This is a genomic window from Streptomyces africanus (assembly GCF_002150735.1).
Taxonomy (GTDB): Bacteria; Actinomycetota; Actinomycetes; order Streptomycetales; family Streptomycetaceae; genus Streptomyces; species Streptomyces africanus.
Genome location: NZ_MUKA01000369.1, coordinates 1 through 12,968, shown reverse-complemented (window position 1 = coordinate 12,968; position 12,968 = coordinate 1). Strand labels below are relative to the sequence as shown.

The 12,968-nt window shown below is 70.6% G+C and carries 12 protein-coding genes and 2 pseudogenes; 5 read left to right on the top strand and 9 right to left on the bottom strand.

Annotated features, from left to right (window positions below; all coding sequences use genetic code 11):
- Positions 1-687, top strand: a pseudogene (locus CCL05_RS36275) (DUF7737 domain-containing protein); the annotation flags it as partial.
- 15 nt (positions 688-702) lie between these two features.
- On the opposite strand, the gene CCL05_RS36270 reads toward CCL05_RS36275, so the two are convergent.
- The 7 genes and pseudogenes from CCL05_RS36270 to CCL05_RS36240 form a co-directional block, all read right to left on the bottom strand.
- The gene (locus CCL05_RS36270) at positions 703-1,476 is read right to left on the bottom strand and encodes a LamG domain-containing protein (protein ID WP_086564896.1); all 774 of its coding nucleotides are present in this window, start codon (positions 1,474-1,476) and stop codon (positions 703-705) included.
- A gap of 86 nt (positions 1,477-1,562) precedes the next feature.
- A pseudogene (locus CCL05_RS36265) lies at positions 1,563-2,027 on the bottom strand (Uma2 family endonuclease).
- 229 nt (positions 2,028-2,256) lie between these two features.
- Positions 2,257-3,036 (bottom strand): succinate dehydrogenase iron-sulfur subunit, encoded by a 780-nt coding sequence (locus CCL05_RS36260; protein WP_086564895.1) that lies wholly within the window; start codon positions 3,034-3,036, stop codon positions 2,257-2,259.
- Positions 3,036-4,790, bottom strand: coding sequence for a succinate dehydrogenase flavoprotein subunit (gene sdhA / locus CCL05_RS36255; protein ID WP_086564894.1), 1,755 nt, complete (start codon positions 4,788-4,790; stop codon positions 3,036-3,038). Before sdhA ends, CCL05_RS36260 begins: the two co-directional genes overlap by 1 nt.
- A gap of 19 nt (positions 4,791-4,809) precedes the next feature.
- Positions 4,810-5,292, bottom strand: a complete 483-nt coding sequence (locus CCL05_RS36250) for a succinate dehydrogenase hydrophobic membrane anchor subunit (protein WP_020273764.1) — start codon at positions 5,290-5,292, stop codon at positions 4,810-4,812.
- 5 nt (positions 5,293-5,297) lie between these two features.
- Positions 5,298-5,678 (bottom strand): succinate dehydrogenase, cytochrome b556 subunit, encoded by a 381-nt coding sequence (gene sdhC / locus CCL05_RS36245; protein ID WP_010047075.1) that lies wholly within the window; start codon positions 5,676-5,678, stop codon positions 5,298-5,300.
- Between the two features lie 193 nt (positions 5,679-5,871).
- Positions 5,872-6,366, bottom strand: a complete 495-nt coding sequence (locus CCL05_RS36240; RefSeq protein ID WP_244204519.1) for a 2-oxo-4-hydroxy-4-carboxy-5-ureidoimidazoline decarboxylase — start codon at positions 6,364-6,366, stop codon at positions 5,872-5,874.
- Between the two features lie 284 nt (positions 6,367-6,650).
- On the opposite strand from CCL05_RS36240, the gene CCL05_RS36235 reads away from it, so the two are divergent.
- The 4 genes from CCL05_RS36235 to CCL05_RS36220 all read left to right on the top strand — a co-directional run bounded on the left by CCL05_RS36235 (position 6,651) and on the right by CCL05_RS36220 (position 10,073).
- Complete coding sequence (locus CCL05_RS36235) at positions 6,651-8,258, top strand: beta-N-acetylhexosaminidase (protein WP_086564892.1); 1,608 nt, start codon at positions 6,651-6,653, stop codon at positions 8,256-8,258.
- Positions 8,259-8,354: 96 nt separating this feature from the next.
- Positions 8,355-8,861: a hypothetical protein gene (locus tag CCL05_RS36230; protein WP_086564891.1), complete on the top strand. Its 507-nt coding sequence runs from the start codon at positions 8,355-8,357 to the stop codon at positions 8,859-8,861.
- 108 nt (positions 8,862-8,969) lie between these two features.
- Positions 8,970-9,524: a hypothetical protein gene (locus CCL05_RS36225; protein WP_086564890.1), complete on the top strand. Its 555-nt coding sequence runs from the start codon at positions 8,970-8,972 to the stop codon at positions 9,522-9,524.
- A gap of 153 nt (positions 9,525-9,677) precedes the next feature.
- A complete protein-coding gene (locus tag CCL05_RS36220; protein WP_107400559.1) occupies positions 9,678-10,073 on the top strand; it encodes a hypothetical protein in 396 nt (131 codons plus the stop codon).
- A gap of 2 nt (positions 10,074-10,075) precedes the next feature.
- Here the strand turns inward: CCL05_RS36220 and CCL05_RS36215 are convergent, their stop codons facing one another.
- Both CCL05_RS36215 and CCL05_RS36210 read right to left on the bottom strand, forming a co-directional pair.
- Positions 10,076-11,329, bottom strand: coding sequence for an N-acetylmuramoyl-L-alanine amidase (locus CCL05_RS36215; RefSeq protein WP_086564889.1), 1,254 nt, complete (start codon positions 11,327-11,329; stop codon positions 10,076-10,078).
- A gap of 116 nt (positions 11,330-11,445) precedes the next feature.
- Positions 11,446-12,968: FG-GAP-like repeat-containing protein (locus CCL05_RS36210; RefSeq protein WP_208641692.1), on the bottom strand; the 1,523-nt coding region annotated here is incomplete at its 5' end.

The window sequence follows — 12,968 nt, the reverse complement described above, 5'->3', positions numbered from 1 at the left end:
CCAGTGGGGCCTGCGCGCCGAGTACTGGATCGAGGGCGACGGCGAGGAGTACGGCGTCGAAACCACCGACTCCGGCATCTATCTGCGCCTGCGCACCGACCAGGTCCGTTTCTACCCGATCGACGCTCCGGAGAACTCGGCCCACTGCACCGGCGGCGCGTACACCATGTGGCTCGCCCCCGGCCAGGACCCCGTCGCCCCCTCCCCCTGGACGACATCCCGCCCCTGGTCCTCTCCGAAGTCCTGCGCGACGTCGACCTGTTCGTCGGCGTCTCCAGCATCGGCAACGACCCCACCTGGCAGGACGGCGGCCCCGACGGCCGCTTCCAGGAGTACTGGACGTCGTACGGCTTCGGCGAGCTGAACCAGAGCGCCGAGACCCGCAGGCTCCTGCTCGAACGCCTGGTCCCTCGCCTGGCGATAGCCGACCGCTGCACCCTGGAGGACCGCTTCCTCCACGTGAAGGGCGAGCGCCACACGTACAAGATCCACCTCGGCTCGGGCAACATCCTCAGATCCCCGAACGACCAGTACCTCTGCATCGTCCCGAAGTCCGACCCGTCGGCCCCGCACACGGGCTACCTCCCCTACGAAGGCGACCGCATGCTCGCGGTGATCCTCAGCAAGGCGATGCTGCTGGCGAACGACACGAAGATCACGGACCCGACGATCCTGAGCCAACTGTGAGCGGGGCCGGGGCCCTCAGTCCGCGCACCCCCCGACCCTCCGCGTGCTCAGCGCGATGTCGTCCAGCCGGACGTCGTACGACGACGGGCTCGGGTCGGACTGGTACAACTGCCAGCCCAGCTTCAGCTTGTCGAACGTCGGGAAGACGAACGGGTCCGTCGTGCCGCCGTGCCGGTCGGTGGAGACGGTCAGGTCGGGCTGGGGCACGCCGTCGAAGTAGACCGTGACGCGGTTGTCGGTGGCGTCCAGGTGGAACTCGACGCACTGCCACGTGCCGGCCCGCGCCGGGGCGGAGGTCTGCCACGCGGTCCAGTCGCCGGTGGGTCCGAGGTCGGAGCCGACGCCGTAGAAGTTGCGCTTCTCGGTGGGCACGTACTGGCCGCCGAGCGGGCGGACGAGGGTCGGGGAGTCCGGGCCGGAGGCCTCCGCCAGGGTCCAGTGCGCCCAGTCGGGGGCGGTCGGGAACGCGTCCACCCTCAGCCGCATCCGGGCCCAGAAGCTGTTGCCGGGCGGGGCGAGGTGCCCGAACACCAGGAAGGCGCGGCCGTTGCCCTCGGTGCGGATGCGGAGTTCACGGCCGTGGCCGGTGGAGGCGCGGGTGACGGTCAGCGTGCCGTCGGAGGTGTCCGAGGTCCAGTCGCGGCCTTCGGCGACCGGGCCGAGGGGGAGGCGGTCGAAGCTCTCCCGCGCGAGGACCGGGGAGGGCGTCGCCGAGGCGGTGGGGGATGCCGTGAGCAACGCGGACGCGGTGGCCAGCAGCGCGGCGGCGGCCCTTCTGAGGTATGCCATGCGGGCAGTCTGGCCACGGGAGTCACACCCGTGACAGATGCCGGGCCCCAAGTGGCCGGTCACGTTCCGTTTCTGTCCGGATCGGGTCACCCGACCTTTTTCGCTTGGCCTGCTTTGAGGATCTCCGCGACGTCCAACGTGACCTTGGCGCCGATGGAGTCGGGAAGGGCGACGATCTCGCCGGGGGGCGTAGACGTGGTGGACCGTGTAGCCATCCCGGGAAGGATCAGTGAGGACGTGGAGGCGTTGGTGCGTCCTGTCGACGATCACTGTCGGGATTCCGGCCGCCGCGTAAGCGGGCACCTTGACACCGAGATCCAGGTTGGGATTCTCCGCGGTCACCTCAAGAACCATCCGGCAGCAGGACGGGTCGTAGCAGTTGTTCTCGACCATATGGGCGTCCATGTCAGTGTCGACGACACACAGGTCTGGGATGGCGTAGTCCTCCGGGCCCGTGGGTAGCCAGAGCGCGACGCCAGCATCACGTCCGTGAGGACCTCGGCATGCGGACCGTCGGGGAGAGGTGTCACCAGCAGCAGCCCATCGATGATCTCGAAGCGGGCGCCCGGAGTGCGTTACATGAGCCAGTCGGCCCACTTCGTGAGTGAACGGTCTGCTGACACTCGTGAGTCCTCCACCATGTCGCGGCGCGGACATCCTCTCCCTGCCGATGCGCGGGGTACTGCTCGGCCCTGGGCAACTCACTCGAACGAGGCACGGCGAGGGCCCCGCCCGGTACGGAACCGAGACGGGGCCCTCGAAGGACTGCCGAGGGAGACCTCAGTAGCGGCGCGTGATCAGCGCTCGCTTCACCTCGGCGATCGCCTTCGTGACCTCGATGCCGCGCGGGCAGGCGTCCGTGCAGTTGAAGGTCGTGCGGCAGCGCCAGACGCCGTCGCGGTCGTTGAGGATCTCCAGGCGCTGTTCGGCCGCCTCGTCACGCGAGTCGAAGATGAAGCGGTGCGCGTTGACGATGGCCGCCGGGCCGAAGTACTGGCCGTCGTTCCAGAAGACCGGGCACGACGTGGTGCAGGCCGCGCAGAGGATGCACTTCGTCGTGTCGTCGAAGCGCTCGCGGTCCTCGGCCGACTGCAGGCGCTCGCGCGTGGGCTCGTTCGTGTCCTTCGTGATGAGGAAGGGCATGACGTCCCGGTACGCTTGGAAGAACGGCTCCATGTCCACGACCAGGTCCTTCAGGACCGTCAGGCCCTTTATGGCCTCGACCGTGATCGGCTTCTCGGGGTTGATGTCCTTGATCAGCGTCTTGCAGGCAAGGCGGTTCTTGCCGTTGATCCGCATGGCGTCCGAGCCGCAGATGCCGTGCGCGCAGGAGCGGCGGAACGTCAGCGTGCCGTCGAGCTCCCACTTGATCTTGTGGAGGGCGTCGAGGACGCGCTCCTTCGGGTCGATCTCCAGCTGGAAGTCTTCCCAGCTGGCCTCCGCCGCGACCTCCGGGTTGAACCGGCGGATGCGGAAGGTGACCGTGATGTAGGGGGAGTCGGCGAAACCGGGCTCGGGCTTGCCGGCCGCGTCTTCCTTGTCCAGAACGGGGGTAGCCATCAGTACTTACGCTCCATCGGCTGGTAGCGGGTCTGGACGACCGGCTTGTAGTCGAGACGGACGGTTTCGGAGCCGTCGGCGCCGACCTCGCGGTACGCCATGGTGTGCCGCATGAAGTTGACGTCGTCGCGGTTCGGGTAGTCCTCACGGTAGTGACCGCCGCGGGACTCCTTGCGGGCGAGCGCGGAGACCGCCATGACCTCGGCGAGGTCGAGCAGGTTGCCCAGCTCGATGGCCTCCAGCAGGTCCGTGTTGAACCGCTTGCCCTTGTCCTGGATGGACACGTTCTTGTAGCGCTCGCGCAGCTCCGCGATCTTCTCGACCGCCGTCTTGATCGTCTGCTCGGTGCGGAACACCATGACGTTGGCGTCCATGGTCTCCTGCAGCTCCTTGCGCAGCGTCGTCACGCGCTCGGTGCCGGTGGAGTCGCGCAGCATCTCCACCTGCTTGAGCACGAACTCGGCCGGGTTCTCCGGCAGCTCGACGAAGTCCGCCGTCTGGGAGTACTCGGCCGCGGCGATGCCGGCCCGCTTGCCGAAGACGTTGATGTCCAGCAGCGAGTTCGTGCCGAGGCGGTTCGCGCCGTGCACCGACACGCAGGCGACCTCGCCGGCCGCGTACAGGCCCGGGACGACCGTGGTGTTGTCCGCCAGGACCTCACCCTCGACGTTCGTCGGGATGCCGCCCATCGCGTAGTGAGCCGTGGGCTGGATCGGGATCGGGTCCGTGTACGGCTCGATGCCGAGGTACGTCCGCGCGAACTCGGTGATGTCGGGCAGCTTGGCGTCCAGCTGCTCCGGCGGGAGGTGCGTGAGGTCGAGGTAGACGTGGTCGCCCTCGGGACCGCAGCCGCGGCCTTCCCGGATCTCCGTGTAGATGGAGCGGGACACGACGTCACGGGACGCGAGGTCCTTCATGACCGGCGCGTACTTCTCCATGAAGCGCTCGCCGTCCTTGTTGCGGAGGATGCCGCCCTCACCACGGGCGCCCTCCGTCAGCAGGATGCCCATGCGCCAGATGCCGGTCGGGTGGAACTGGAAGAACTCCATGTCCTCCAGCGGGATGCCCCGGCGGTAGACCGCCGCCTGGCCGTCACCCGTCAGCGTGTGCGCGTTGGACGTCACCTTGAAGAACTTGCCGCAGCCGCCCGAGGCGTAGATCACGGCCTTCGCCTGGAAGACGTGGATCTCACCGGTGGCCAGCTCGTACGCCACCACACCGGCCGAGCGCTTGACGCCGTCGACCTCGGTGATCAGCTGGTCCAGGACGTAGAACTCGTTGTAGAACTCCACACCCTCCTTGACGCAGTTCTGGTACAGCGTCTGGAGGATCATGTGGCCGGTGCGGTCGGCCGCGTAGCAGGAGCGGCGGACCGGGGCCTCGCCGTGGTTGCGGCTGTGACCGCCGAAGCGGCGCTGGTCGATCGTGCCGTTCGGCGTGCGGTTGAACGGCAGGCCCATCTTCTCCAGGTCGAGGACGGAGTCGATGGCCTCCTTCGCCAGGATCTCGGCGGCGTCCTGGTCGACCAGGTAGTCACCGCCCTTGACCGTGTCGAAGGTGTGCCACTCCCAGTTGTCCTCCTCCACGTTGGCCAGCGCGGCGGCCATGCCGCCCTGCGCGGCGCCCGTGTGGGAGCGGGTGGGGTAGAGCTTGGTCAGGACGGCCGTGCGGCTGCGCTTCGTGGACTCGATGGCCGCGCGCATGCCCGCGCCACCGGCGCCGACGATGACGGTGTCGTACTTGTGGATCTTCATGATTCTCGCAGCCCCGTGCCTAGCGGATGTTCGGGTCGAAGGTGAAGATCACCAGCGTGCCCAGCAGGATGGTGAACACCGTGGCGGTGTAGAGCAGGCCCTTGAGCCACAGCCGGGTGTTCGCGCGCTCCGCGTAGTCGTTGATGACCGTGCGCAGGCCGTTGGCGCCGTGCAGCATCGCGAGCCACAGCATCAGCAGGTCCCAGACCTGCCAGAAGGGGCTCGCCCAGCGGCCCGCCACGAAGGCGAAGCCGATCTTGGAGACACCGCCGTCCAGCACGAGCTGGATCAGCAGGTGGCCGAGGACCAGCACGACCAGCACCACGCCCGACAGGCGCATGAACAGCCACGCGGCCAGCTCGAAGTTGCCCCGGGTGGACTTGGGGGTCTTCTTGGTGCGCTTGCGCGGGGCCTCGATGAAGGGCGCCGGGTTGTCGACGGTGTAGACGGCGCCACCCTCGACGGGGCCGACGCCGGCGGCGGTCTTCTCAGACGTGGACATTGGCGTCAGCTCCCGAACAGTTCACGAGCGGCGTGGCCGAGGACGGGGTAGATGGCCCCGAGCATCAGCACGACCCAGAGCGCGACGACGGTCCAGAGCATCTGCTTCTGGTAGCGCGCGCCCTTGATCCAGAAGTCGACGGCGATGACGCGCAGACCGTTGAGCGCGTGGAAGAGGATGGCGGCGACGAGGCCGTACTCCAGCAGCGCGACGATCGGCGTCTTGTACGTGGCCACGACGTTGTCGTAGGCCTCGGGAGAGACACGCACGAGGGCGGTGTCCAGCACGTGAACGAACAGGAAGAAGAAGATGAGGACGCCGGTGACTCGGTGAGCCACCCAGGACCACATTCCTTCCCGGCCGCGGTACAGCGTTCCAGCCGGCACGGAAGTTTCCTCCGGGAGCGGGGATTGGGGCCGCGCCGGCTTGGTGTGTCGGTCGGGCCCGGCCGGGTACGGTCCACCGGCCCCCAGCATCGTAGCGAGGCGCTGCCGCTGGGCTGAGCCGGGGTCCGGCTGTGTGATCAAACTGGCATGCGTACGGGCTAGCCTTCGGCGGCTTCTGGGGTGGGGTGTCCTGTTATCTGCCGGGTGCGGGTTCGTTGTGGTCGATCGCGCAGTTCCCCGCGCCCCTGAGGGCGTGCACCAACCGCTCCCTTGCCAGGCGGCGGAGTTCGTCCGCCACCACCATCCGTTCTTCCTCCGGATCGTTGGTCAATCGTGACCGGATGGCTTCCAGGAGTCGGTCCAGGGTCTCCGCCGGCGGCACATCAGCCAGGCAAATGACGAACACATGTCCGAAGCGGGCCTCGTATGCGGCGTGGGCCGCGCTGAGGGCCGTGTGGGCCGCGGAGTACGTGCCGGGCGGGAGCGTCGGCAGGGACTCGGCGGCCAGGGCCTCGGTCAGGTCGGGCCAGGTCAGGTCGTAGGCCGCCTCGTCCGCCGCGGCCAGCAGGGAGTCCAGGTCCGGATAGGGGCGGTGTTCCGCGACACGGCGGCACCAGCGGGGGCTGCGCAGGCAGGCGAGGAGCGTCTGCTCCAGGGCCTCGGCGGAGGCCGCGTTGAAGTGCTCCACCGGTATGGCGAGCCGGCCGGGGAGGTCTGGGAGACGGTGCGCAGGCAGCGTGGGTCCTCGTGGGCGTCACGTGTGTCGGCAGGGCATGTTGTGAGAGATGTGACGTCACGCTATCGAGTACGACCGAGACGTGTCCGACGGATGCCCGAATTTCACCCGGGAGAGAGAGATTCCGAACGCGTGGTGGACGCGCGTGCGGCGCCAGGGCGTCTTAGGTTGGCGAGGTGAGTCAGCACAGGCGCCGAGGTCCGGCGAAGCAGACGAAGCAAGGGAAGCAGCGGCAGGTGCTGGTCGTGGCCACCGCCGTCGCCCTGGTCGTGATCGCGGCCGGGGTGAGCCTGGGGCTCTGGGCGGCCTCGGGCGACGACGGGACCACCGGGTCGGAGGCCAGACCCTCCCAGGGCCGGTCCGCGGCCGCCCCGCAGGGCACCTCGCCGGAGGGCGCCCCGAGTCCGAGCCGCTCCTACGCCCTGTCCAAGGCGCCGCAGACGATCCCGGCCGTGCGCGAGCACACCGCGGCGCGCGGCCCGGGCTGGCGCCCCGCGAGCGGGGACCGCGTCGTCGTGGACGATCCGGCGCTGGCCGACGAGGGCCGGCTGATCGCCGGTGAGCTCGGGCTGAAGTACGAGGGCGAGAAGGACGACCGGCGCGCCGGGGACGTACGGCTGGCCCTCGACGACGGCAAGAAGGCGAATCCCGAGTCGTACGTCATGACCGTGCGCGACGGGCGGGTGGAGATCAGCGGGCCCGCCGACGCCGGCGTCTTCTACGGCACCCGCACCCTCAAGCAGGAGGTGCACGACGGCGGCACGGCGCCCGAGGGCGTGGTGCGGGACGAGCCCGCCAAGCCGGAGCGCGGGTTCATGCTGGACATCGCCCGCAAGAACTACACGGCCGGCTGGATCGAGGACCGGATCCGCGAACTGGGCGATCTGAAGTTCAACCAGCTCGGTCTGCACTTCTCCGACGACCAGGGGTTCCGGATCGAGTCCGACTCGCATCCGGAGATCGTGTCCCGGCAGCATCTGTCCAAGGCACAGGTGCGGAAGATCGTCGACCTGGCGCAGAGCCGGCACATCACCGTCGTGCCCGAGATCGACTCGCCCGGGCACCTCGGCGCGGTCCTCGACGCCCACCCCGACCTCCAGCTGCGCACCGCGCGGGGGTCGGCGGTGCAGGGGGCCATCGACATCTCCAAGAGCGAGAGCGCCGAGATCGTCGACGACCTGCTGAACGAGTACGCGGACCTGTTCCCGGGCGGGCCGTGGCACCTCGGCGGCGACGAGTACCAGGCGCTGGTGCGCTCCGACCCGGAGGCGTCGTTCCCGCAGCTGGCCGCCGCCGCGCGGGCGAAGTACGGCTCCGGCGCGACGGTCGCCGACCTCACCACCGGCTGGCTCGACGACCGGGCCGCCACCGTCCGCAAGCACCAGCGCGTCCCGCGCGCGTGGAACGACGGCTTCTTCAAGGACACCTCCGTCGACGCCGCCAAGGACGTCCAGGTCGCCTACTGGACCGGCAAGGAGATCGGGGCCCGGCCGCCGGCGGTGTACCTGAGCGCGGGCCGGAAGGTGATCAACTACAACGACGAGTTCCTGTACTACGTGCTCGGCCAGCCGCAGACCTTCGTCTATCCGACGGGGCAGCGGATCTACGAGCAGTGGACACCGCGGGTGCTGCGCGACACGCAGGCCGTGCCGGAGCGCTACGACGGGCAGATCCTCGGCGGGGTCTTCGCCGTCTGGGGCGACGTCCCGGACGCGCAGACGCAGGACCAGGTGGCGGCCGGGATCCGGATGCCGCTGCGGGCGACCGTCCAGAAGCTGTGGGACCCGGGCCGGCCCGCGCTGTCCTGGGCGGAGTTCCGGGCGCTCGCCGACAGGCTCGGCTGACCGCGGTCGAATCGGCCCGTACGGCTGCGAACTGCCGTACGGGTGTGGTGGTCTTCTGACGCGAGCCGAATCGAATATGCCGGGGGGAACCGGAGCATGGGGTACTGGGGGTACTTCGTCGTGGGCCGTGGGGAGCGGCCGCTGGCGGAGCTGGACGCGCTGGCGGGCGCGACGGACGGGATGGTGCGGCGCACCTCGGCGCCGGGCGGGTGGCAGGTCTGGGAGTACCCGAGCAGCGACGGCGACGTGGGGAACATGAACGCCCTCGCCCGGGAGACCGGCGCGCCCGCGTTGTTCGGCTACGTCATGAACAGCGAGTGCGTGGTACTGGAGGCCGCGGCACCGGAGAGCGGGACGTGGACGACCTGCCTCGCCCGGGCCGCCATGGCCGGGTACCTGGGGGCCGGCCGCGAGGGCCTCACGCTGGAGGACTACTTCCTCGAACCCCGCGACGCCGCCGAGCACGCCGTCCGCTGGGCCGCCGAGGCCGGGCACGAAGTGAACGCCGACGCCCTTGTGGACGTACTCACTTCAGACCCTGATCCGGTGGCCGAAAACCTCTTCTTCCGGTTCCTCGACCGACTGGGCGTCGTGCCCCTGTGACGTTCCGGGGCCGTTGCGCGCAGTAAGGGGAAGTGCGGGTTCCGTGAGGGGTCAGGGCTGTGAGCGGGCCTGGTAGGGCCCCTGCAAGGCCCGCGGAGGGAGGCGTGGATGAGCCTGGTGGAGTTGATCGCACAGGCCGACGAACGCGGGCTGGCCGCGAGCGGGCTGGCTTGTCTGGATCGGTGCGTGCCCCTGCTGGGCGGCGACGACGAGACCCTGCGGCCGCTGTGGGCGAGCCTCACCGACGGCGCGGGCAGCGGCGACTGGGGCGAGGCGCTGGAGCAGACGCGCAAGAAGCTGGACGCCGCCGGCACCGGGGACGAGGCCGTCGTGCTCGCCCACCGGATGCTCGAGGCCGCTCCCGCCGAGCGGTCTCCGGCCGGGGTGCGGGTGTGGGCCGACGCCTGCTCCGTCGCCGCCCTCCAGATCCACCGCCTCCTCGACACCGCCGCCGACGAGGCCTCGTCGGTCGCCGTGCGCCGCGAGGGCCGTACGGAGGGCATGTCGCCGCTCGTCGCCGCGGAGCTGCGCCGCCAGATCACCGTCCTGGAGGTCCTGGCCGGACACGGACCGGCCGGGCTGCGGCGCGCGCTGGAGGTGTCGACCGAGGGGCGGCGGGTGCTGCGCGCGGTCGTCTCGCGCCGGAGCCGGCACCTGGGCTGAGAACCGGCCCCCTGGGCCTCCGACCGGCCTAAACCCCGTTTCCTGGGAGAGTCCTGTGACCGTCCCTTGGGTGAGGTGGGGCGGTCCTGCGCCGCTTCGGGGAAGTCGCCGATTTCGTGTGACGAAACGTCATGCCGGAGCGCTTTCCGGGGTGTGACGACTCAAGCGGAGACCAGGCCCTCGGCCGCGGCGAAGCCGCTGCGGTGGGCGGCGGACACGGTGGCGACGATGCGCGAGGGAGCACGGCTGCACCTCGACTACTCGGCGCAGAGCCTGTGGAGCATCGACCGGATGATCGAGGGGATACGGCGGGAAGGAGCACCGTACGCCGCCGTGCAGGAGGTGCTGCGCGGGTTCGGGGCCTACGCCGGTGAGGTGATGGCGCGCCAGACCGGGGCCGACTGGTGGGCGACGGGCGGCGACCACTGGATCCGCACCCCCGACGGACGTCTCTGGGACCCCATCGACGAGGCCCGCCGCTGTTACGCCGGGCACGGCTCGCTGCGGCTGCTGTGCCGGGACGCGACGGTCGCCGCGCCCCGGCGGTAGCGTCAGCGCGGGAGTGCCACCGTGGCGTCGTCGTCGATGACGGGGCCGGCCGGCTCGGGGGCCGACTCGGCGGGCTTGGCGGCCTTCCCGGCGAGCGTGCGGATCTGAGGCAGGTCGTCGTAGAGGTGCTGGCCGGGGCACTCGGTCGGGTAGCCGTCGCGGTGGCCGGAGATGCGGTGCAGCGTGACCTTCTGGCCCGCCTTGTACTTGCCGTTGTCGGCACCGGCCGTCAGCACCGTCGTGCCGGTCGGGTCGATGCCGTACAGGCCGAGCTTCCAGGCCGCGACCTTGGCGACCGACGCGCGCACGGCGCTGTTCGCGGTCGTCTTGCTGTAGTCGCCGAGTACCGAGACGCTGCTGGTGGCGGTGTTGAAGCCGTAGGTGTGGGCGCCGAGGACGGGCTTGTCCATGCCGCCCGCACGGCCCTCGAAGACCGTGCCGCACTTGTCGACGAGGAAGTGGTAGCCGATGTCGTTCCAGCCGTTGCTGCGCACGTGGTAGAGGAACACGCCGCGCACGATCGACGCCGACTCGGCGCAGGTGTAGTCGTTGGTGCCGGCCGTGTGGTGAACGAACACCGCCTTGGTGTCGGCGGTGTAGGTGGGCGGGTCCTTCACCAGGGACTCGTCGGCGCCCCAGGCGGAACGCGACGTGACGGCGGGACGTCCGGCGCGGGGCGCCCCGGCAGCCGGTTCGACGACGTCCGGTTCCACCACGTCCGGTTCCCCTACGTCCGGTTCCACTGCCTCCGGTTCGGCGCCGTCCGGTTCGACGACCGTGGTCTGCACGGCGTCCGACCCGCCGGCCGGGTCGACCAGTTCGACGCGCAGCCCCTCGGGCAGCAGCCGCCCGCCCGACACCCGCACCTGGACGCCGTCCGAAGGCCCGGTCCACAGCGGCTGGGTGCCGCCGCGGACTCCGGCTCGGTCCCGGTCGGGGCCGGTCTCGGGCGTCCGGACGTCGGTGTCGAGCGCGCGCCACGCGCTCCACGCGCCGCTCTCCCGGGAGCGGGTGCGCACGTGCGCGGTGCCGTCCAGGACAGCGTCCGGGTCGTCCCAGGTGACACCGATCATGCTGAACGGCTCGGTGGTGCGCCGGTCGAGAGACCGCTCGTGCGGATCGCCGTCCGGCACCCGGACGGTGTGCACGCCGTCGGAGGAGGCGGCGTGGGAGGAGGTCCGGGCGGGCTGGGTCAGGCCCAGCGTGCCGGCGGCCAGGGCGGTGACGACGGCGGTGTGCAGCAGAAGGCGTGTCATGCGTGGCTCGATTCCGGTCCTCTTGGGGGGCGATGGGGGAGTCTTTCCCCCATCGCCCACCCGTCCGTTCGGTCTTCCGGAGAAATCCGGCAAACGGCCGAGGACCGGTCGAGTCGTCACGGCGTCAGCGTCTGGCCCAGGCGGGCGTCCGTCGGGGTGCCCAGCGTGGACTTGCCGAAGACGACGGAGTCGGCGTACCCGAGGCCGGTGCTGTTGCTCGGCAGGTACAGCAGCACCCCGTCGCCCCCGTCCTCGCCGTCGGCGCCGAACGTGAGGTCCGCCCGGCCGTAGCCGGACAGGTCCGTCAGCGACACCGACGAGCCGAAGCGGTCGCCGCTCTCCGTGGAGCCCGGGACGCCGGAGGTGTCCTGCGAGATCCCCACCGAGCCGGAGCCGGTCAGACCGGACGCGGTGCCCTTGACGAGGATCGCGTCACCCGCGTCGGCGCGGTTGACGCCGTCCCGGGTCAGGTCCTCGCCCGGGGCGCCCACGAGGGCGTCCGCGTAACCGTCGGCGTTGTAGTCGCCGACCGAGACGGAGGTACCGAGGGCGTCACCCGACTCGTTGCCGCCCGGCACGTACGCCGTGTCCTGGTGGATCACGGTCATGCCGGTGGTCGTGAAGCCCGTCGACGTGCCCGGGACCATGGTGATCTGGCCGCCGGACTTCGCGCCGGACTCGGACGCGACCGGCTGGCCGATGACGATGTCGTCGTAGCCGTTGCCGTTGACGTCACCGGCGGCGAGGGAGCGGCCGCCCTTGACGGAGATGACGCCGGCCTTGGTCAGGCCGGTCGCGGAGCCCGCGAAGCGGACGACCCGGCCGATGCCGCCGGTGTCGCGGTAGTTCAGGGCGATGTCCGCGTAGCCGTCCCGGTTGAAGTCGCCGGTCGCGGCGTCGAGGTAGGAGACGGCGCCCGTGGCCGTGGTGAGCGTGCCGTACGTGGTGGCGCCGCCGGTCAGCCGGGCGTTCCAGTTGCCGCCCTTGCCGGTGCCGGCGGAGAAGACGTCCGCCTTGCCGTCGCCGTTGAAGTCGCCGACGGCGACCGTGGAGCCGAGCCGGGCACCCGTCGAGGTGACCCCTGACGTGGTGTACGAGAAGCCGGTGTCGAGTGCGGGCCCGTACATCACCGTGACCGCGCCGCGGTCGGCGTGGCCGCTGGTGTCGTCCTCGCCGGGTGCGCCGATCGCGAGGTCGGCGAAGCCGTCGCCGTTGACGTCGCCCCAGGCGGTGGACGTGCCGAAGCCGTCACCGGACTCGTGGGAGCCGGGGACGCCCGGGCTGCTCTGGCTGAGTGTCACCTTGGCGGCGGTGACCGGGCCGTCGACGCCGCCGGGGACGACGGTGACGGTGCCGCCGCCGCTCAGCGCCGTGGGCGTGCCCGCGACCAGGTCGGTGACGCCGTCCCGGTTGTAGTCGGAGGTGGCGAGGGCGTGCGAGATGCCCGGGGTCTTGGCGACCTGGGCGATCCGGGAGAGCTGGGGGTAGAGGTTGGCGCCGGGGCAGGCCGTGGCGTTGGTGTCCCGGTGGCCGAAGACCCGGGGCAGGGTGATGGAGACGCCCTTGTCGACCTTGTTGCCGTCCTGGCCGGCCGGGCTGCCGGAGGTGAGCGTCACCTTGCCGGTCGGGTCGATGCCGT

What these genes read in the sequence shown, in the direction of transcription:
- CCL05_RS36215 (WP_086564889.1), bottom strand. Translation starts at nt 11,329, where the DNA reads ATGACACGCCTTCTGCTGCACACCGCCGTCGTCACCGCCCTGGCCGCC.
- CCL05_RS36250 (WP_020273764.1), bottom strand. Translation starts at nt 5,292, where the DNA reads ATGTCCACGTCTGAGAAGACCGCCGCCGGCGTCGGCCCCGTCGAGGGT.
- CCL05_RS36260 (WP_086564895.1), bottom strand. Translation starts at nt 3,036, where the DNA reads ATGGCTACCCCCGTTCTGGACAAGGAAGACGCGGCCGGCAAGCCCGAG.
- sdhA (WP_086564894.1), bottom strand. Translation starts at nt 4,790, where the DNA reads ATGAAGATCCACAAGTACGACACCGTCATCGTCGGCGCCGGTGGCGCG.
- CCL05_RS36225 (WP_086564890.1), top strand. Translation starts at nt 8,970, where the DNA reads ATGAGCCTGGTGGAGTTGATCGCACAGGCCGACGAACGCGGGCTGGCC.
- CCL05_RS36270 (WP_086564896.1), bottom strand. Translation starts at nt 1,476, where the DNA reads ATGGCATACCTCAGAAGGGCCGCCGCCGCGCTGCTGGCCACCGCGTCC.
- CCL05_RS36230 (WP_086564891.1), top strand. Translation starts at nt 8,355, where the DNA reads ATGGGGTACTGGGGGTACTTCGTCGTGGGCCGTGGGGAGCGGCCGCTG.